This window comes from Photorhabdus kleinii (genome assembly GCF_025384885.1).
GTDB lineage: Bacteria > Pseudomonadota > Gammaproteobacteria > Enterobacterales > Enterobacteriaceae > Photorhabdus > Photorhabdus kayaii.
The window spans coordinates 22,856-43,125 of sequence record NZ_JAJAFY010000005.1 but is presented as its reverse complement, the minus strand read 5'-3'; the positions used below and the strand labels follow the sequence as shown (position 1 = coordinate 43,125).

Genomic DNA, 20,270 nt, shown 5'->3' with positions numbered 1-20,270 from the left:
GTGTGTAATTTTCATAAGGATATTTTGTTAGTTTTTGTAGGGAATAAAAATAATAATATGCTTAATGCCAGCAGCCCATAGGTCAGTAGCAGTGCTGTAATTGCTGAGTTTGATATTGTGTATACAAAGGGTAGATAGAGTGTCGTTGAAAATTCAAATGGAACCTTTTTTGAGCTCAGGTTCATGGCAAAGATTAATATATTAAATATAAAAAAGTTTATTATTAAACCCAGTGTACCGTATCTGGCGATACCGTCTCCAATAAAGCCAGTATTCGCTGAACCTGAGGTACCATAATAGATTTGAGAAACTATTTGAGGAGCTTCTGTCGTAAATTCACTATTGTTGTTGTAGATATAATCATAAAAGTAATAGGTATTTAATGTTGGTGTGAAGAATACTCTGCGTAGCCAATGTATCAGTGGATCATAAAAATCGAAAATAAAATATAATATCCCGGCAGCAAGGAATAAATAGAGAATGATATTTATCACCGAGTTACTTATCGATCTTGTTCCTTTTATATAGAAGAATAGAATGATAACGGCGAGATTCATGAATGCTATGCTTTTTAATCCTGAGGAGCTGTAGATTAAATAGGAAATCATAATGCTTATTGTAATGAGGACATATTTAATCGGACCTCTGATATAGAGTGAAGCTAATAATAGCAATGGTGAGATAACATATCCCCCATTGGTGATGATGTACATAGTGAGTAGCGGCGTGTTGTCTTTAAAGTGCTGTCTCACGGAATAAACTTTAAATATATTAGGAGGTATTAAACTTAATCCAGGATTACTCATGACGAATAAGAGTACAATAATACCACATCCTATTATCAGTATTTTATATAAATCCCACGGGATTTTTAGTTTCGGCATGGTTATTCTATCTATTATCCGAAAGAATAATATAGATGAGAAAAATAATATGTTTATTGTGCATACGAAAATGATTGAATAGACAGAAGCTGAATTAATCAGTGGGAATATAATTGATACCGGTATAATGTAAGTGATATAGATTAACCATAAAAAAACCATCACGGGATTTTTTTGATTGTTGAGTAAAATGAGTGGTAGAAATGATATCCAACAGAAAAAAATACTTAAGTAACCTTGTGGGGTAATATTATAGCCTCTTACCTCATGGAATGTATCTAATATAAGCACTGAATTCAGGTAGATAATAACCTGATAGATAAATATTTTCAGGATTATTTTAATATTATTTTGCATTTTTGCTGATAAAAAAGTAAATGGATGATAATACTAAGATAGACAGAAAATACATAGTGATGAATTGATAGTATGCCCAACTTGTAGGGCCATGTTTTATGTAATAGTACCCGCCATTAGCGGCGGAGTTATTCCAATTATTATATAAGTCTATTATTTTTTTATTTTTAAAATTTTGATTTCTACCTATTAGATCTTTTAAAAGAAGGGTATGTATTTTATGATATTTAATGTTGCTTGGATTGCCAATTAAATCATAGCTGGACCATTCGTTTTTTATGTCGAACTTAAATATATTATGACTGATTGATTGATATAATTTATCGGATATTTTGGTATTTTCATCTATATTTAGATAATTTTCAAAAGATTCAATACCATAAGTAGAGTAGACCATACCGTTTAATACAAAAGCTAATTGGTCTGAATTGGCTTGAGGATCAACATATTCTTCAATCCAGGGCATATTATCTAATGTTGTTAAACTTCCGCCTTTATGGATAGGCGCGAGTGATGATTGATATAGTAATTTCGAAGTCAGCAAATATTTATCATCACCAAAATAGTCATAAGCTCTTAATAAGAGAATAATGGCATAGGCATCGGTTAGCCCAGACCACCAAGGGGCATAGAGTTTATTATTTTTGTAGCCTTTATATGACCAATCAAAATCATATAAGTAATGACTTTCACCATGAAATAATTTTATATTATTAAATAACCAATCGGCTGAAAATTTAAAATTAGTAATTAATTCATTTTGATTGAATTGAGGTGGCGGTACATTCCATCCCGGTAAGGATGAATCGGTTCGCCATAATATATTGGTGTTATCTTTATTATTTAAGCCTAAAGAAGAGTATATCAGACCATAGTGGACAACATAAAATGGGGATAAGAATGGCTCTGGAATATGAGGTGAGTGAGATAAAGGAAAACCATTGCTATTAAATTCGCGTTGAGTGAATTTCCCTTTCATGACTAGGTTTCTCACATTGCCATTGAATTCGTCTAGCTCATAAGCATATTTATTGAATGTATAGCTGACAATCATCACGATAATGATATAGGGAATTATTTTTATTATGATTTTCTTCATGTTAACCTTCTTTATGCATGAAAGATAATTTTAAAATATAAGCCGTACTTGTCATATAAAGAACAAAACTTGTGAGTGAAAATAATAACAGGGTAAGGTAAATATCGCCTAATAGATATCCAGCAAGGAGGGCGATTAATCTTAATATAATCGATATTGTTTGAATAAATAAATTGCTTTTCTGATGTTCATAAATGGATAAATATATCGATAACGATGAATATATTATTTGTCCGCATAAGTGCGGTATTAAACATAATAGATATTTACCTGATTCAAGCCATTCTTCACCGAAAATAAAGCTTATGATCGGTATGCCCGTGAAGTATGTCACTATAGCGAATAAAATAGCAATGAGCGTTAGACAATAAAATGTCTTTTTTATTTTTAAGAAAGGTGATATAAGTTTGTCTTTTAAGTATCCTTGTAATATAGACGAAACGGTTTGGGTTAATAGTGTAATTGGAGCGCCTGATATTCTGGATGCAATTAAATAAAATCCTGCCGATTTTAGCCCATAGGTGGACATGATAAATAATTGGGGCAGCTCATTACTAAACGTGTTAATTGAAGCCGCAGGAAAATCATAAACTGGAAATCGATAATATTTCTTAGCCAGTAGTCTTATTTTTCTAAGTTCATGTTTGCTGATAATTAAACGATATTTGGATCTTTTACTTAAAAATAGGACACCTAATGATTGACCTAATATTTGGCCTAAGATGAGACTGCTTGCGCCTAAATGGGCAATGCCGCCAATGATTTGGGTGCTAATCATGGCAACTGTTTGCGTTATTTTAGTGATAGAGAGTGCATAGTATTGTTTTTCTCTTATACTATTGAAACTCACTGCCCGATAAAACCCATAAGTGATAATACCTAGTGGGATATAGTATATATAGTTTCCTATAATTATTTTTTCTGGTGTTTTAGATATTGCAAAAACAGTGATAACTATTAGGCTAATGGTTATTGGAATAATGCAAGATAATGTGACTAATGAATTAATTTCACGATTTTTTTCTGATGAACTTATTGAAAATTCATAACGAAGACAAGCACCAACGGCAAAAACACTTAAAAGCGATGAAAAGGAAGCATAAATACCTAATTCTTCCGGTGAAAATAGTCTTGTTAATACTGGCGTTGATAGTAATAATAATATCTGGCTGAATAATGATGAGAGTAATAAGCCAGATATATTCCTCAATAATTTATAATTCATGGATTTTAAATTGAACTGGCAATTTTATTAATTAAATCTACGGATAAATAAGGATGCATCGGCAAACTAATCACTTCTTGTGCAATTTCGTCACCAACAGGCAGAACACTATGGCTGGCCACCGCCGGTTGTTTATTGAGTGGAATAGGGTAATGCACGGCGGTTGGAATGCCTTGTTCTTTTAATTTGTGTTGTAATGCATCGCGGTTTTTAACCCGGATAGTATATTGGGCATAGGCGGAGAGATTATGTGGCTCAATATATGGCGTGGTCAGGATGCCGATGTTATTCAATGCCTGATGATAGTTTTCTGCCACCGTCTGACGTAATGCCATTTCTTCCTCAAATATCTCCAGTTTGGGCAGCAGAATAGCTGCTTGCAGAGTATCTAAACGGCTGTTCACCCCGACTCTGACATGATGATATCGTCGGTCTTGCCCATGACGGGCTATTTGACGAATAATTTTCGCCAGCTCTTCATCATGGGTGAAAATAGCGCCGCCATCGCCGTAACACCCCAACGGTTTGCTGGGGAAGAAACTGGTACATGAAATAGTCGTTAAGTTACAGGAGCGTTTGCCTTTATAAGTCGCGCCAAAACTTTGGGCCGCGTCTTCTATGACGGTCAGGTTATGTTTTGCTGCGATGGCATTAATTTCGTCAAAATCGGCACATTGGCCGAATAAGGAAACCGGAATAATCGCTTTGGTTTTCGGGGTAATTGCGGCTTCGAGTTGCGCCGGATCTAAATTATACGTGGTGGGCTTGACGTCAACATAAACCGGCACCCCGCCCAGTAACGCAACAGTTTCAGCGGTGGCAATGTAGGTAAAGCCGGGGGTAATCACTTCGTCGCCGGGTTTAATGCCAATCGCCATTAAGGCAATTTGCAAGGCGTCGGTGCCATTGGCGCAGGTAATACAATATGGCGCTCCGGTGTAGGCAATCAGCTTTGCTTCTAATTCGTCGACTTCGGGCCCTAAAATATATTTTCCGTGTGTTAATACTTTCTGGATATTCGCGTCAATTTTATCTTTAATTTTAAGTTGCTGTGCTGCCAGATCGGTAAATTGCATGCCTTTATCCTTGCTTATTTAATTCGCACGACAATATGGTTATTGAGTTGATAAACATGATGAGTATGAGGGCAGGCGGTAGTGGCTTGCCCGTGCAGCGGTAAATCGAGTTGTTCACCAAATTCACTCATCCAGCCAATTTGTTTGGCCGGCACACCTACCATCAGGGCATAATCGGGAACATCTTTATTTACTACCGCGCCGGCGCCAATAAAGGCATAAGCGCCAATGGTAGTGCCGCAAATAATGGTACAGTTGGCGCCTAAGGTGGCGCCTTTTTTTACCCGCGTGTTTCGATATTCACTTTTTCTTTCAATTAATGAACGGGGGTTATAGACATTGGTGAACACCATGCTGGGGCCACAAAATACCCCATCTTCCAGATGAACATTGTCATAAACCGAGACATTATTTTGTATTTTGCAGTGATTGCCGATGGTGACTTTATTGCCAATAAAGACATTTTGTCCTAAAGAACAACCTTCGCCGATTTGCGCGCCAGAACAGATATGGGTGAAATGCCAGATACGGCTGTTTTTCCCGATTTGCGCTCCTTCATCAACAATGGCACTGGAATGTATCATTACGTGTTCTGCTGACATGAAACCGGTTCCATTGATTTAATAGGTTAAAGGTAAAGAGATGGTTTTATTATCTCTGGCGGATAAATAGGCGGCGATAAGCAGTTCTAAGGATTTTAAGCCTTCCCGGCCATCGGTTATCGGTTTGGCGTCGCCTTTCATCACCTCAATGACATTTTTATAATAAAGCGGGTGACCAAAGCCATAAACGGAAGTGGTTTCGTAATTGGCGGCTTTGACTTGTTGGTCATACTCTTTTTCGTCAGCGAAATGCCATTCCTGGATTTCATTGACGGCTAAACCCCCCACTCTGACCGTGCCTTTTTCCCCTAAGAGGGTGATTGAACCTTCGAGATTTTGCGGATAAGTGCACATGGTAACGGCCATCGAGCCTAATGTGCCATCCCGCCAGCGGATATTGAGTACCCCGGTATCTTCCGTTTCGATATCTAAGTGGGTCGAGGTCATGGCCTGAACATCTTTGACCGGGCCGATTAGCCATTCAATTAAATCCACATAGTGGCTCGCCTGATTCATGAAGGCGCCGCCATCAAATTCCCAGGTGCCCCGCCAGGCGGCCTGGTCATAATAGGCCTGGGGACGGGTCCAGAAAACATTGAGGTGGACCAGGTGGATTTTGCCAAACCGTTTTTCGCTGACTGCCCGTTTCAGTAATTGCAAGGTGGCATTTAAGCGGTTTTGTTTGACGACAAAGAGGTGTTTTCCGGCTTTATCCGCGGCCTTAACCATGTTTTCCCCATCAGCTAATCGGGTGGCCATCGGCTTTTCGGTGACGACGTGAAAGCCTTTATCAAAACAGGTTATCGCCTGTGCTGGGTGAAGGCCGGATGGGGTGGTCAGGATAATGATATCCGCTGTGATGTTATCTAACATCGTATTTAAGTCGCTGAAACCCGGGACGCCGGTTTTTTCTACTGCTGTGTTTAATGCGTCTTGATCGTTATCACAGACGGCGACTAATTCGGCCGCTTCTTGATGTATTTCCAGAGAATTGAAATGATTTTTAGCGATCCGTCCACAACCGACTAAAGCAAATCTTATCTTTCTGTCGTTGATCGTGCTCAGCATAATCTTATCCTAAGTTAAGCTTTGATAATGTTTGTGTGATTGGGGGAGTATTTACCACGAGTATCGACGACTAATTTGGCGTGATTGATAATTAATTCATAATCAAATTTATCGTGATCGGTGGCTAAAATAACGCAGTCGAAGGTTTTGAGACTATTTTCCGTGATGGGCTGACTGATTAAATTAAAATGATGTTCACGCATTTTCGGAAAGACCGGGACATGCGGATCGGCATATTCAATATTGGCCCCTAATTCGCTTAATTTTTCCATAATATGTACTGAGGGGCTTTCTCTCATATCATCCACATTCTTTTTATAAGCGATGCCGAGGATTAATATGCGGCTGCCATTAATGGATTTATTCGCTTTATTCAGCGCTAATACGGTTTTGGTGACCACATAATCGGGCATGGAGGAATTGACTTCACCGGAGAGTTCAATAAAGCGGGTATTAATACCATATTCTCGGGCTTTCCAGGTTAAATAGAAGGGATCAATTGGAATACAGTGCCCGCCTAATCCGGGGCCGGGATAATAGGGAACAAAGCCGAAAGGTTTGGTTGCTGCGGCTCTAATCACTTCGTGGATATCAATGCCCATTTTATCGGCAACGAGTTTCATTTCGTTGACTAAGCCGATATTGACTGCCCGATGGATATTCTCCAGAAGTTTTGTCATCTCGGCGGCTTTGGTTGAACTGACGGGAACCACCTGGTCAATGGCGTGTTGATACACGGCGATACCGGCTTTTAAGCAGTTTTCCGTGTGGCCGCCGATGACTTTAGGAATGGTGCGGGTTTCGAAATCAGGGTTACCCGGGTCTTCGCGTTCCGGTGAATAGACCAAAAAGATGTCTTCACCGACGGTTAACCCGCTCTCTTCAACTCTGGGTAATAATTCTTCTTCGGTGGTGCCCGGATAAGTAGTACTTTCTAAAGAGAGGACTTGCCCGGCTCTTAAATACGGTTTTACCCTATCGGTGGTGTTAATCACGAAACTAATATCGGGTTCACGGTATTTATTTAACGGCGTTGGGACGCAAAGAATAATGGCATCGCATTGAGCGATGTTGGTGAAATCTGTGGTGGCTTCAAAACCGGTATTTATCGCGTGACTGATTTTGGCGGAGGGAATATGTTCAATGTAACTTTGGCCTTGATTGAGTTTATCTGTTTTTTCTTTATCAATATCGAAACCAATCACTTTAAAGCCGATATCGTTATATCGGAGCATTAACGGTAAGCCAACATAACCCAGGCCAACAATGGCAATGGTGGCGGTTTTATTATCAAATTTCTCGGTGAGAATGTTGAGTGAGGACATATTTTGCCTTTTAAGTAAAAATAAAACTTATGAAAATAAATTACATTTTGTTTTTAATAGGGTGCTATCTATTGCCATAAGTTTTATTTGGCAGGTGAAACTTTAACAAGCTTTTTAAATAGATTGTGTAAGATATATTACTGAAATAATAAATAAGGTAATAATAAAGCTACCGCACTAGGTTATTGGCTCCCAGAACTCCATAGAACGTTATAATTTTATCTACTGTTTTGATTTTTTAATGCTTTTGTCTGCTGTAATAGAAAAGCAATAAAATATAAGGTTTTTTAATGAATAACGGGGGAGGTTAAACCGTCAGACTCATTGGGTCAAGTATAAATAAAATTTATTTATTTAATAAATTTGTATAATAAGCTTAGCGGAAATCTGTATTACCGGCCATGAAGTGGTAGCCAAATAACCAAGCGTAAGCCGCCGAGTGGGCTGTCCTCAGCACGAACCCAACCGCGGTGCTGGTTAATTGCGGTTTCAACAATGGCTAAGCCAAGGCCAGTGCCACCGGATTCTCGATCGCGGGCTTCGTCTGTACGGTAGAAAGGGCGGAATATGTGTTCACGGTCTTCCGGGTTGACGCCTGGGCCGTCATCATCAACGGTAATGGTGATCCCTTGATTATCGGTGTGAAATACGACCGCAATATGGTGGTGGGAGTAGCGTAAGGCATTACGCACGATATTTTCAAAAGCACTGCTAAGTGCTAATGGGTTGCAGTAAATTGCCCAGGAACTCGGTGGTAAGGTTACTTCAAGGGTTTTATCCATCTGTTCAGCTTCGAAGCGGGCATTGTCAAGAATATCGTTCCATAAATCTGTCATTTTGATGTTTTCTCTCAACAGTTCATTTTTATGCTGACTGCGGGAGAGTACTAACAGATCGTTAATCATGCTGTCTAGCCGTTGGGCTTCTGTCTCTATTCTTTCCAGTTCTTTATTTTCACCATGACGGCGGCGAAGTAATGCTGTCGCAAGTTGTAAACGGGTGAGAGGCGTGCGTAGTTCATGGGAGATATCGGAAATTAACCGTTGTTGTGCGGTGACCATTCTTTCCAATACACTGATCATCTGGTTGAAGCTGTTACCGGCGGCCAGAAATTCTTGTGGGCCGGCTTCCAGTTCTGGATGCTGGCGTAAATTACCTTTAGCAACATCGTCTGCGGCATTTTTTAATTTACGGGCAGGCTTAGCCAAACTCCATGCCAGCCATAATAGGAGTGGCGCACTGATTAACATGGTGGCAGTTAATAATAATAGCGGCCGGTCAAACATCAGATTAATAAAATCCGATTGTGGGCTATTCGCTGGACGAACTAAATAAAGTTGATAATGATCTTCTCCATCTCTAATGGAAAAGGGCCCTAGCATTTCAGAGCGGCCATATTTTTTCTTTTTAGGATGATCAGCGTTATCTGATTGTCCAATAAAGTTACGGACAACTTGCATTTCACTTCTTTGTGCGCCAATAACGCGCCCTTCGCTGGTGACCAGTATTAGGCGCTGACTTGGGGGGGCCCATTTTTCAATCGCGCGAAATAAACGGCGCCACCAAAGTAAATCGTTAGCGGGATCTTGAGCTAATTCAGCTTCGATATGTTGTTCCAGCATGACTCCCTGCCGGTATTCATTTTCCAGCATGACTCCCTGCCGGTATTCATTTTCCAGCAGAGAGGTCAGTTGTCTGGAATCCAGTTTCGGCACCATTAATACCAACATTAGGACTAACGCCAGAGTAAACCAAAAAATTGCGAAGATGCGTGCCGTCAAACTGTTTATCATGTCGCAGAAACCATTAAATATCCTCGACCACGTAAGGTCTTAAACCAAGGGAGTCCATCTTCCCGCTCAGGCAATTTACGGCGTAGGTTAGAGATATGCATATCAATTGCGCGGTCAAATGGCGTGAGTCGCTTACCTAATACTTCTTGGCTCAAGTGTTCACGGGAGACAACTTGACCTAAATGTTGAGCTAATAGATAGAGTAAAGTAAATTCGGTACCGGTTAAATCGAGAATTTGATTAGCAAAGTTGGCTTCCTGTCGGCCAGGGTTCAATTGTAGGTTATCGACCTGAAGCGTGGGTGGGCCATTGTCTGTTTGCTGTTGTTCACTCCAGTTTGAGCGGCGAAGAATAGCACGTATACGTGCCACTAGCTCACGATCATTAAATGGTTTGGCAAGATAGTCATCTGCCCCTAATTCTAGTCCCAGAACACGATCCAAATCACTTCCTCGCGCTGTCAGCATGATGACTGGAGTTTGATGGTGTAGACGAAGCTCCTTTAATGTCGTAATGCCATTTTTACGCGGCATCATAATATCGAGTAGTAATAAGTCGATAGAATCGTCAAGGAATTTTAATGCCTGCTCTCCGTCATGAGCGACAACAACGTTAAATCCTTCCATTTCAAGTAATTCTTTTAATAGTGATGTCAGTTCACGGTCATCATCAACTAATAGGATTTTATGCATCGATTACTTCCTCCAAGAGCAAAAATACGATAACAAACTTTGCTATTCCACGACTTTACGTTCTTTTACAAGCCTCTGACGCTAGTTTGCAGCCGCGTAGGTATAGTTGTCCACATTGGACCTAATAGCATCGTTCGGGGAAACGAGGAATTGTTTAATGCGTAACATAGCAGCGTTAGTTTTAGCGTCAATATTTGTTCTTAGCTCGACTGCATCTTTAGCTGGAACAGCAAGTACAATGCACGCTGCTACGGTACCTGGTCATTGTGCACCTTGTGAGTATAAAAATGTAGGAAGTTATCATTATCGTAATAATAACGATATTGGTGATAACGACCATATGTTTAGCGGTATCACTTTAACTGAGCAACAGCGTCAACAGATGCGTGATTTGGTAGGGCAGAAACATCAACCGCACTCATCGATGTCAATGAGTCCCACAGAGCGAGAAGAGATGCGTAAGCTGGTCACTGCGAAGGATTTTGATGGAGTGGCTGTAAAGGCTCTGATTGAAAGGATGATTAGATGTAATGTGGAACACCAGGTTGAAATGGCACGAATCCATCACCAGATGTACCAACTGTTGACGCCTGAGCAACAAGCACAATTGGAACAACATTATCGGCAGCGTATGTCTCAGTTACCGAACTGATTTGTAGTACCCATAGAAGCAAAGTAGTAGCAAACGAGAATTTTTCCTTGCCATAGACACCATCCCTGTCTTTTCCCCCGCCTTTTGGCGGGATTTTTTTATCTGGCTAAGATTAATTCATTTTAAAATCAATCAGATAAAATTTTTGTAAGCAACTGTAAGTAGCGTGGAAATTTTTAAGTGTGGGCACTTTTGAGTGCTACGGTTGCTTGTTACTGCTAAATTTCCATGCCGCCATTCAGTGGGTTTAACGTGATTGCAAATTGCAAATAGTCGGGTGCTAGATGAGCATACGCCATAGTTTGTTGTATATTGGCATGACCGGGTATTTGTTGCAGTGCAACAATGTTTCCACCTTTCATCACAAAATGACTTGCGAATGTGTGGCGTAGAACGTGTGTTGCTACCGCTAAAAACTTCAAGTTTTTGCAATGTCGTTATCATTCCTGATAGACGATACATATCCCGATTTATCGTTGACGCTTTGATCCCATCAGCCAGACGATTACTGCGGTGTTCCAATAAAACATGCTTGTTGAGACGGTTTATAGATGGATCATTTAACTGCCTGATTGTCTTCATCAGTTGTCGTTTTTCTATAGTGTTGTTCTCTGCGGTTTGTCCGTGATATAGCCACCATAAGTTCAGTAAATCACTAAGGTCTTGTCTATCAGTTCTTGTACTGAGTTTTTGAGCATTTGCCATTGAATGACGTTCGAAGGCAATAGCTTCTGTCTTCTTGTTGAATGTTCTCCTGATGCGATTTCCTTGTCGCCCAAGAGGTCTAATGTCCACCATATAACGACCATCATCGAGCTTCTTAATTGGCATAGTGAAGCCCTCCGATGCAACAAATTGATTGACTGTCGATCCAGTCGATTAATTCCTCATGTAGTGTTAGCCAGTTTTCCGGTCTGAGTGGTGTGACGTTTTGATGTCTGCACCATCAGGGGAGAGCGTTGGGCTAATTTGCCCTGATTCTGGGGCAATCTTTCCCGTCATTAGCCAGAGTGTGTATTTTTCAAATTTGGGGTGATTGGTAATTTGTAGGACGGCACTTATTGCTGCAACAGTTTCTGTAAAATAGTTACCCTTTCTTCACTTAATTTTATACTTGGATATCAATGCGCAAATTTGGCTTTTAAATCACCATTTAATACCTTTGTTCGAGTCTGTAGTAAATAATGTGTGCCCCGTTGGCGCCATTGCATTTGCTGTTTTTTCACCATGTGCTTAGATATGACTTCATTGATCGTGGATTCAACGAACGTAGAAGAAATAGGTTCTCCATATCGGTACATTTCCCCATAATTTAGGATCATTACCAGATTATTGATAAAGTCCAGCAGATTTTTGATGTTGTATCAGTGATGGCAGCTCGCAGGACGAGACAGCTACGCTGGCTTGATGCACAGCACAACGTAGCACCTGCCCGCTCAAAGAAGATGACGGGGGTGATTCATCTGTTGATGAAGGATACGCGCAATCAGAATATCGGTATCCCGGATAGTATAGAAAACCGTGTGGCGGTGAAACTCAACCCACATTACACCTGGGACAGATAGGTTATATGTGGCATCTCTGCTAGCGTGTCAAAAAATGCTTCCAGTGCCTCCGTATAATGGTCAGCCTGAGCTTCACCGAACTGCAAAAGTGTATAATCATAAATCCCAGCAAAATCTTCAGCAGCCTGATCCGTGAGCTTATACATTATGTCTGCGTTTCCGTTGTTCCGCTATATCCCGTAGAGTCAGCGAGCTTTCCCCACTTTCCAAGCCAGCAATAACCGCCTTGCGTACAATCTCATCGTAAGCTTCTTGTTGCTCCAGCAAACGCAGCGCCGAACGTATAACTTCACTGGCATTTCCATAACGGCCACTTTCAACCATGTGCTGTACGAACCCGTCAAGTTGTTCGCCCATACTGACAGTAGTAATTTTTCTCATATCTCACCAATGTATTAATAGTTAATACATCATGTATACAGCAGATCAGGCGGCATTACCAACGTTCTGCTTAGTCCGTCCTACCAACCCGATCAGCAATGCCTTCTTTGACCAATAAATTTTGCAGACAATAGTTGCGTTAACTAATTGCCATTTGAGGAGATTTGGCAATAGCTTTTTGCAATGGATAAATCACTGATCTATCGGTCAGAAGAATGGGATTGCACAAATGAATGTTTTTATTCTTATGGTTGATGTAGAGAAAAGTTGGCAGTTATTGCAGCTACCCGGTCACTACCTATATTTATGATAATTAAAGATTTAATTGCTATATATTTTATTTAATATAGTTGATTTATGTAAAGATGGCTTGTATATAAATTTTTTGGCAAGGTGAAGTGACATGAATATCAGTTACTAAAAACGAATATTTTTGGTGCTTGAGCACGTTATTTTAGCTATGAACAATTTCAGCCATATTTGACGTGTGAAGATGTTGAAAAGATACAACGTGCAATAATCAAAATCATCGGCACATCAAGTCTTATCGGTAAATCTGAAAGTTGGCTTTTGGATTCTATCAACTAGAGTATGATTATTCCCCATGAGGGCTTTGTTAGAAATTTTTCCCGCAAAGGGCTTATAACCCCTCATACATATATGAGGGGTTTCAAACTGCTGACAAACCTCGTTGAAAATAAAGGGGTTTCTTTCATTATGAATCATAATGTCTCCATTTTCCTCATTAACCCGGTCTAATCCCCCGTTAGGGCGTTATTTTCACTTCTCCTGCAATAAAATGCTTGTTCTCCAGAAATAAAAGCAACAAAGCATTGCGATCAGCAATGTTATCTTCTTGATATTTTGGGCTGTTGCTGCCAAAAAACACTGTATTTGCACTTTCTGCAACCCACGAAAACGGGTATAACGGTGTCTGTGATGTTGCTTCGTATCCGCGAAACTGCGCTCTATCACCTCCTTTCGTCGTTTGTAGATCTTTATTCCCCCATAGGGTTAATCGGTTTTCTCTGGCCTGCTCTTTACTGGTCTCCCAAATATGGCGGGTTATCATTTTTCAGATTATTGGCAAAGTGCCGGATAAAAAACCAACACTTTGTCAATAATCTGATTGTTTTCTTTGAAAACAACATTGTTGTTATAGGTTATTGTGCTAATGTGACAACACAAATGACAACATTCTTTGAGGCAATAGTGAACGAAGGAGGGTGAATGGAGACGATTCATTTTCGTATTGATGAAGAAACTAAGCGTTTAGCCATGCAAGCTGCCAAACGCCATCAGACAGACTTAACAAAGTTAATGAGACAAAAAGCCGAAGAGTTGGCGAATGAAGAACGTGAGTATCAAAAAAATACCCATGCTCACTGGTTAGAAGCGGAAATTGAGAAAGCAATTGACCGATGTGAAAATGGCTTGGCTCATTTCATCGATGATTCTGAAAGTCATCATCGGATGGCTCTACTGCGTAATAAGCTGAGCAGGGGATAAAGTGATACGTATTTCATGGGAAGAAACCGCCCAAACTGACCGGGAGCAAATTTATTTCTACTTCTTTGAACAGGCTGGGCTGTTATTGGCTGATAAAGTTGATACAAAATTTTCGGAAATGGCTGAACTTCTGAAAGTTAGCCCATATGCAGGCATAAAGGCTCGTAACAGCCCAGATAAACGTTATAGAAAACTCGTTGTCCCTCATTTTCCTTTCATCATGCTCTACCGTTACGATGAGGATATAGAAAATATAAAAATTCTCAGAATATTGCACACCTCCAGAAGAATAACCGGGCTTTTTTAAGTAAAAAACTTTGAGGTGAATCTCAAAAATATTCCAGCCAGATAACTGGGAGCATTTCTTTGTCTGACAGTAAACTGAGTTATAAAAAAGCCCCTCGGCATGCGAAGGGCTTTTTTTGTATATCGATGTGGTCACGGTGTGGATATTTTTGTTTTTAAATCCTTTTATTACAATGTGTTATGTTTGGAAAACAAACACCATCCCTGTCTTTTCCCCCGCCTTTTGGCGGGATTTTTTTATCTGGCTAAGATTAATTCACTTTAAAATCAATCAGATAAAATTTTTGTAAGCAACTGTAAGTAGCGTGGAAATTTTTAAGTGTGGACACTTTTGAGTGCTACGGTTGCTTGTTACTGCTAAATTTCCATGCCGCCATTCAGTGGGTTTAACGTGATTGCAAATAGTCGGGTGCTAGATGAGCATACGCCATACAGGGGCCGTAACCCAAAATCTCAAAAAATTTTGCAGACAATGGTTGTTTAACTAATTGCCATTTGAGGAGATTTGGCAATAGCTTTTTGCAATGGATAAGCCACTGATCTATACGGTCAGAAAAATGGGATAGCACCAAACGAACGTTCAGTGCCTTATATACTAGAATAATATCCTGCCCGTTATAAAAAAAACTTAACTGAGCAGCATTACCTATGTTGAGGCGGCTTTTTACGATGCAATAGTAAGTTTGATTTCCTTTACTCCGCAAACGCTAGCATATTTTAAAATTCTCTCAATGCTTGCCCTATCTGCGTTTTTTTCAAGCCTTGAAATTGTTGGAGGCTTAACTCCCATTCTTTCCGCTACCTGTGCACTTGTTAACCCCGCCTGTTCTCTCCATGATCTCATTTCCTCTTGCAATTGAATATGTAGGTCTAAAGCCTGTTTTGTTTCTTCAAATGCCTTGATAAATGCAGGGTTTCCCTCTCTTTTCTTGGCTTCCAATTTTTCGCGGAAAGTCATTATCTTACTCATTTTAGATCCCCTCTTTCATGCATTTTAATCATGTCTTTTTTTCTATTTATAGCTGTTTGTTTGTCTCTTACATCTGTTTTTTGTGACTTTTTAATAAAGAAACTAAGCATGTAAATAGTGTTTTGTTCTTCCCCGTAGCACCATGTAGCTCGTGTTATGTTGTCTACGTCACTTGTCCTTAATTCGAAAATTTTGTTTCTTTTTTCAAGTAGCTTGCAGTGTGGTTCTCGTAAATCATGCTGTTTATCAGATAATGTATCTATTAACGCATAAAACTTACCTTGTAGTTCTTCTGATAATCCATCTACTTCAGAGTTTGCGGATGGATGGAAAAAAATTTCTATCATGGTTAATCTCCCATTCCACAGTAAATATTAGCCTATAGAGTAATATAGAGCAAAAGGTAATTTTGTATTTAATGTAACTTAAAGGTAGCTGTAAGATCGGGAGATTAATGTACTTGTAGTAGTGATAGTTAATTTTTATTAAGATTTTTTATGATGTTCTGAATTGATAAGCCCCAATTGAACTGCACCCAAAAAGTTGAATATTTCTTTAAATAAATCCTTTTATTACATAGTATTGCGTTGTAAAAATGAACGCTATCTTCGTTTTCCCTCTTCCCACCGGCAGGTTTTTTTATTGTTGTTATTCTAACCAATCCTGTTTATCTTATTTCATTTAACTTAAGTAGATTTGATTGTTCATTTGTGCTCAAAAAGGGAAAAGGTATGTCTGGTAACGAGGTAAAAGATCGGCGTCCGATCAAGACACGCAATGCAGTGTGGGCCAGTAAGATGGCTAAATGGTTGCAATGTAAAGGGGCGACACCAAATGGCATATCTGTTGCCAGCGTTGTTTTTGCTGTATTAGCTGGCGTGTGTTTTGCCGTGTGTTTTTTAGTCGAGTCTTTTTGGTTGACTTCAGTTTTATTGATTATTGGTGCCTTGCTTATTCAAGGCCGACTAATGTGTAATTTATTGGATGGCATGGTTGCTGTTGAAGGGGGATTGAAGACGGCTGCCGGTACTGTTTTTAATGATCTTCCTGATCGTATTGCTGATTCTTTTATTCTGATTGGGGTGGGGTATGGTTTAACACTTTTTCCATTTGCGGTTTCTCTTGGCTGTATTACTGCATTATTAGCTGTTTTGACCGCTTATATTCGCTTATTAGGTGGGACTTGCGGTTTACCTCAGCGTTTCCTCGGTCCGATGGCGAAACAGCATCGGATGGCGTTAATTACTGTTAGTTCAATTGTTGCCGCTTTTTTACCTCAGTTATGGAGCCAGTATCTTTTATTGGCGGTATTAGTCGTTATCACGTTGGGTTGTCTCTGGACATGTGTTCGGCGAACCAGAGTCATATTGAATGAATTACAAGAGAAGGATGCTTGTAATGAATAAACCACAAGCAGGGACACTGGTAAGTAAAGGTATGGGTTCGTTTCTGTCTGGGCTTTGCCGTTTGTTAACAGGAGTGAGAATTCGTTGGATTGGGTGTAAGCCATCGGTAGTTTCCCGAATTTATTATGCTAATCATAGCAGTCATCTGGATGGATTAGTTATCTGGGCTGGATTTCCTCGGGTGTTACGTTCACGGGTGCATCCAGTTGCTGCGCGTGATTATTGGAGTAAAACTTATCTGCGCAGATATTTTATTAATAAAGTTTTTCGGGCTGTGCTTATTGATCGTAAAGGAGAGGATTGTTTAAAGGGAAATACCCTGACACCCATGGAGGATGTATTAAAACGAGGGGAATCTTTAATTTTGTTCCCGGAGGGAACGCGAGGGAGTGGGGAACAAATCAATAAGTTTAAAGGGGGGCTATATTATTTAGCGAAGAAATATCCTGATATTGAGCTTATTCCAGTTTATCTGGAAAATTTAAACAGGGTTTTGCCAAAAGGCTCGGCACTTGTTGTTCCTGTTATTTGCTCGGCAACATTTGGGCAACCTTTGGAAAAGTTAGGTGCAAAAGAGGAAAAAGCTGACTTTTTGCAGAGAGCTCGTCAGGCATTGGAGGCGTTAATATTATGACTATGCTTAATAATAAACTACTCCTGTTGTTGGGTGGTATGTTCGTGCCGTTAATTATTGCCAGTATTGTTGGTGCAATACTTTCCTCCAAATATTCAAGGGATAACAGTAATGCGACAATCGATAATCTGAATGCCCGTATCCGTGGCTGGTGGGGGATGTGTATTATTTGTGTGTTGTCGGTGATTATTGGGCCAATCGGTTCAGTGTTATTATTTGCGAGTATGTCATTTTTCGCTTTACGGGAATTTTTCACTTTGACACCAACACGACGAAGTGACCATGAGGCCATGTTCTGGTGTTTCTTTATTTTTATGCCATTGCAATACGTTGCCGTTGGTATTGAGTGGTATGGCGTATTTTCTATTTTCATTCCTGTTTATGTTTTCCTGTTTTTACCTGCTCGTATTGCATTGGCTGGAGATACAACGAACTTTCTGGAACGGACAGCCAAAATACAGTGGGGTATGTTAGTTGCTGTATTTTGTATTAGCCATGCCCCCGCTTTATTGATGTTAGATATTCCAGGTTATGAAGGGGAGAATGTCGAGTTATTGTTGTTTTTAATGATTGTGGTGCAGATGTCAGATGTCTTGCAATATGTGTTTGGTAAATTATTTGGCAAACATCCTATTGTGCCTAAATTGAGTCCAAATAAAACAGTTGAAGGTTTTGTTGGTGGCATTTTGGTTTCAGTGTTATTAGGAATGTCACTTTATTGGGTGACGCCATTTTCTCCGTGGGAGGCAGGTTTGATGTCATTAGCGATTACGCTGATGGGCTTTATTGGTGGCTTGTGTATGTCGGCGATAAAACGTGATAGTGGCATTAAAGATTTCGGTGAAATGATTGAAGGTCATGGTGGCATGTTAGATAGGATCGATTCGTTATGTTTTGCCGCCCCAGTCTTTTTCCATCTGACACGTTATTTTTATACATAAAGATTAAATAAAAGATCATTTAAAGGTGCTCTTAAATGATCTAGTGTTGAATTATATAATTGCATGAGGTGGTGTATGGCATATCAAATCTTAACAAACACAGCGGCGAGTATTACCGATCTGAAACGTAACCCTATGGGAACATATTTACAGGGAGAAGGTGAGGCTACCGTAATCCTAAACCGAAATGAACCAGTGTTTTATTGTGTGCCGCCTGAATTATTCGCTTACTATCAGGAATTGGCTGAGGATGCTGCATTGAACAAAGTTGCCGATAATCGTTTAAAAGATGCTGAATTTGTTAGTGTGAGCCTTGATGACCTATAGTCTGAAATTTGAAAAGCGAGCTTTAAAGGAGTGGAAGAAGTTAGGTTATCCAGAGGTGAACGACAATGAGATTATCTTGCTCGTCATTGCTATTGGTAAACGGGCCGGAGATTTGGTTTATAAATTGTCGCTCAAGACAGTTGCCCAGTGCGAGCGGGGATATAAGGATAGGATTTCTCGGAGGTTGGTTGATGACCTTAAGAGCTATAGGAGCATAATTAAATGGCTTTTTAGCCAACTTGATCTCAAAAAAGGGACTTATTGTTAATGCAGACTTGGTTTTTTACCGTATTATATGAAAAGTTGAATCAATTCAGCTTGATTGTTTCAGTACGCTGGGTGGTAGCAGGTTAAAAAGGCAGATTTCTCAGGCAAAGTGATCGCATACGGAGTCCGCCGTTAGCGGGTTTGCAATTATTACATCTACAAGTCAGAGGTCGTCATGAGCAATGAGATCAAAAGAATCGGTGTCTTAACGAGTGGCGGTGATGCGCCGGGTATGAATGCAGCTATTCGTGGTGTGGTCCGTGCGGGATTAGCCGAAGGGTTGGAAGTTTTCGGTATTTATGATGGCTATCTTGGCTTGTATGAAAACCGCATGAAGAAACTTGACCGTTTTAGTGTATCCGACATGATTAACCGTGGTGGTACTTTTCTAGGTTCAGCTCGTTTCCCAGAGTTCAGGGATGAGAAGGTTCGTACTGTCGCTATTGAGAACATGAGAAAAAACGGTCTTGATGCTCTGGTTGTTATCGGCGGTGACGGTTCCTATCTTGGCGCGAAAAAACTGACAGAAGCGGGTTTCCCCTGCATTGGTCTGCCGGGCACGATTGATAATGATGTGGCGGGTACCGACTATACCATCGGCTATTTCACGGCGCTGGAAACGGTGGTTGAAGCGATTGACCGTCTGCGTGATACCTCGACTTCCCACAAACGTATTTCCATTGTTGAAGTCATGGGACGTTATTGTGGTGATCTCACTTTGTCAGCCGCTATTGCAGGTGGTTGTGAGTTTATTGTTCTACCGGAAGTCTCATTTAGTTGTGATGAGCTCGTAGCTGAAATTAAAGCGGGTATCGATAAAGGTAAACGCCACGCCATCGTTGCAATTACCGAACATGTTTGTGATGTTTATGAACTTGCGAGACATATCGAAAAAGAGACGCATCATGAAACCCGTGCCACAGTCTTAGGCCATGTTCAGCGTGGTGGTTCCCCGGTTGCCTATGATCGTATTCTGGCTTCCCGTATGGGGGCATATTCCATTCAATTACTGTTGGAAGGTTATGGTGGTCGTTGTGTTGGTATTCAGAACGAGAAACTTGTTCATCATGACATCATTGATGCAGTGCAAAATATGAAACGTGTGTTTAAACAGGATTGGTTGGAAACCGCGAAAAAGTTGTATTGATCACGTTAATCCCGGCAAATCTAAATCCGTTGCAGCCTCGTTGG

Annotated in this window: 21 protein-coding genes and 4 pseudogenes; 9 read left to right on the top strand and 16 right to left on the bottom strand. The window is 40.2% G+C overall.

The window, feature by feature from the left end:
- Positions 1-11: 11 nt before the first annotated feature.
- From LG003_RS04830 to cpxR, 9 genes are all read right to left on the bottom strand, one after another.
- Positions 12-884, bottom strand: coding sequence for a hypothetical protein (locus tag LG003_RS04830; RefSeq protein ID WP_240000777.1), 873 nt, complete (start codon positions 882-884; stop codon positions 12-14).
- Positions 885-1,230: 346 nt separating this feature from the next.
- Positions 1,231-2,340 (bottom strand): D-glucuronyl C5-epimerase family protein, encoded by a 1,110-nt coding sequence (locus LG003_RS04825; protein ID WP_262980285.1) that lies wholly within the window; start codon positions 2,338-2,340, stop codon positions 1,231-1,233.
- 1 nt (position 2,341) lies between these two features.
- A complete protein-coding gene (locus tag LG003_RS04820) occupies positions 2,342-3,565 on the bottom strand; it encodes an oligosaccharide flippase family protein (RefSeq protein ID WP_262980284.1) in 1,224 nt (407 codons plus the stop codon).
- A gap of 5 nt (positions 3,566-3,570) precedes the next feature.
- On the bottom strand, positions 3,571-4,641 hold the full coding sequence (locus LG003_RS04815) for a DegT/DnrJ/EryC1/StrS family aminotransferase (protein ID WP_262980283.1): 1,071 nt from the start codon (positions 4,639-4,641) through the stop codon (positions 3,571-3,573).
- 14 nt (positions 4,642-4,655) lie between these two features.
- The gene (locus tag LG003_RS04810; protein ID WP_112877776.1) at positions 4,656-5,243 is read right to left on the bottom strand and encodes an acyltransferase; all 588 of its coding nucleotides are present in this window, start codon (positions 5,241-5,243) and stop codon (positions 4,656-4,658) included.
- An 18-nt stretch (positions 5,244-5,261) separates the two neighbouring features.
- Positions 5,262-6,311 carry a Gfo/Idh/MocA family protein gene (locus LG003_RS04805; protein ID WP_112877775.1) on the bottom strand — a complete coding sequence of 350 codons (1,050 nt, stop codon included), beginning with the start codon at positions 6,309-6,311 and terminating at the stop codon, positions 5,262-5,264.
- Positions 6,312-6,325: 14 nt separating this feature from the next.
- The gene (locus tag LG003_RS04800; RefSeq protein WP_112877774.1) at positions 6,326-7,636 is read right to left on the bottom strand and encodes a nucleotide sugar dehydrogenase; all 1,311 of its coding nucleotides are present in this window, start codon (positions 7,634-7,636) and stop codon (positions 6,326-6,328) included.
- A 392-nt stretch (positions 7,637-8,028) separates the two neighbouring features.
- A complete protein-coding gene (cpxA, locus tag LG003_RS04795) occupies positions 8,029-9,429 on the bottom strand; it encodes an envelope stress sensor histidine kinase CpxA (protein ID WP_262980282.1) in 1,401 nt (466 codons plus the stop codon).
- Positions 9,426-10,121: an envelope stress response regulator transcription factor CpxR gene (cpxR, locus tag LG003_RS04790; RefSeq protein ID WP_112877772.1), complete on the bottom strand. Its 696-nt coding sequence runs from the start codon at positions 10,119-10,121 to the stop codon at positions 9,426-9,428. Before cpxR ends, cpxA begins: the two co-directional genes overlap by 4 nt.
- 157 nt (positions 10,122-10,278) lie before the next feature.
- Between cpxR and cpxP the strand changes: the two genes are divergently transcribed.
- Positions 10,279-10,773, top strand: a complete 495-nt coding sequence (gene cpxP, locus LG003_RS04785; protein ID WP_112877771.1) for a cell-envelope stress modulator CpxP — start codon at positions 10,279-10,281, stop codon at positions 10,771-10,773.
- Between the two features lie 218 nt (positions 10,774-10,991).
- Here cpxP and LG003_RS04780 read toward each other — a convergent pair.
- From LG003_RS04780 to LG003_RS04760, 5 genes and pseudogenes are all read right to left on the bottom strand, one after another.
- Positions 10,992-11,604, bottom strand: a pseudogene (locus tag LG003_RS04780) (phage integrase).
- A gap of 299 nt (positions 11,605-11,903) precedes the next feature.
- Positions 11,904-12,107: pseudogene (locus LG003_RS04775) on the bottom strand (ISKra4 family transposase); the annotation flags it as partial.
- 102 nt (positions 12,108-12,209) lie between these two features.
- Positions 12,210-12,484 (bottom strand): annotated as a pseudogene (locus LG003_RS04770) (type II toxin-antitoxin system RelE/ParE family toxin).
- Positions 12,477-12,719: a type II toxin-antitoxin system ParD family antitoxin gene (locus LG003_RS04765; RefSeq protein ID WP_262980281.1), complete on the bottom strand. Its 243-nt coding sequence runs from the start codon at positions 12,717-12,719 to the stop codon at positions 12,477-12,479. The pseudogene LG003_RS04770 and the gene LG003_RS04765 overlap by 8 nt, the downstream one beginning before the upstream one ends.
- A gap of 780 nt (positions 12,720-13,499) precedes the next feature.
- Positions 13,500-13,794 (bottom strand): annotated as a pseudogene (locus tag LG003_RS04760) (transposase); the annotation flags it as partial.
- A gap of 155 nt (positions 13,795-13,949) precedes the next feature.
- Between LG003_RS04760 and LG003_RS04755 the strand changes: the two are divergent.
- Positions 13,950-14,228, top strand: a complete 279-nt coding sequence (locus tag LG003_RS04755) for a damage-inducible protein J (RefSeq protein ID WP_112878970.1) — start codon at positions 13,950-13,952, stop codon at positions 14,226-14,228.
- A gap of 1 nt (position 14,229) precedes the next feature.
- A complete protein-coding gene (locus tag LG003_RS04750; protein WP_023043869.1) occupies positions 14,230-14,535 on the top strand; it encodes a type II toxin-antitoxin system RelE/ParE family toxin in 306 nt (101 codons plus the stop codon).
- A gap of 663 nt (positions 14,536-15,198) precedes the next feature.
- Here LG003_RS04750 and LG003_RS04745 read toward each other — a convergent pair.
- On the bottom strand, positions 15,199-15,504 hold the full coding sequence (locus tag LG003_RS04745) for a helix-turn-helix domain-containing protein (protein WP_238399218.1): 306 nt from the start codon (positions 15,502-15,504) through the stop codon (positions 15,199-15,201).
- Positions 15,501-15,851, bottom strand: a complete 351-nt coding sequence (locus LG003_RS04740; protein ID WP_112878969.1) for a type II toxin-antitoxin system RelE/ParE family toxin — start codon at positions 15,849-15,851, stop codon at positions 15,501-15,503. Before LG003_RS04740 ends, LG003_RS04745 begins: the two co-directional genes overlap by 4 nt.
- A gap of 384 nt (positions 15,852-16,235) precedes the next feature.
- On the opposite strand from LG003_RS04740, the gene LG003_RS04735 reads away from it, so the two are divergent.
- From LG003_RS04735 to pfkA, 6 genes are all read left to right on the top strand, one after another.
- A complete protein-coding gene (locus LG003_RS04735; protein ID WP_112878968.1) occupies positions 16,236-16,910 on the top strand; it encodes a CDP-alcohol phosphatidyltransferase family protein in 675 nt (224 codons plus the stop codon).
- On the top strand, positions 16,903-17,544 hold the full coding sequence (locus LG003_RS04730; protein ID WP_112878967.1) for a lysophospholipid acyltransferase family protein: 642 nt from the start codon (positions 16,903-16,905) through the stop codon (positions 17,542-17,544). The genes LG003_RS04735 and LG003_RS04730 overlap by 8 nt, the downstream gene beginning before the upstream one ends.
- Positions 17,541-18,485 carry a phosphatidate cytidylyltransferase gene (locus LG003_RS04725; protein WP_191214902.1) on the top strand — a complete coding sequence of 315 codons (945 nt, stop codon included), beginning with the start codon at positions 17,541-17,543 and terminating at the stop codon, positions 18,483-18,485. The genes LG003_RS04730 and LG003_RS04725 overlap by 4 nt, the downstream gene beginning before the upstream one ends.
- Positions 18,486-18,560: 75 nt before the next feature.
- Positions 18,561-18,812: a plasmid stabilization protein gene (locus LG003_RS04720; protein WP_112878965.1), complete on the top strand. Its 252-nt coding sequence runs from the start codon at positions 18,561-18,563 to the stop codon at positions 18,810-18,812.
- Positions 18,802-19,080, top strand: a complete 279-nt coding sequence (locus LG003_RS04715) for a hypothetical protein (protein WP_240000850.1) — start codon at positions 18,802-18,804, stop codon at positions 19,078-19,080. Before LG003_RS04720 ends, LG003_RS04715 begins: the two co-directional genes overlap by 11 nt.
- Before the next feature lie 174 nt (positions 19,081-19,254).
- Positions 19,255-20,226 (top strand): 6-phosphofructokinase, encoded by a 972-nt coding sequence (pfkA, locus tag LG003_RS04710; RefSeq protein ID WP_112878964.1) that lies wholly within the window; start codon positions 19,255-19,257, stop codon positions 20,224-20,226.
- The last annotated feature ends 44 nt before the right edge of the window (positions 20,227-20,270 follow it).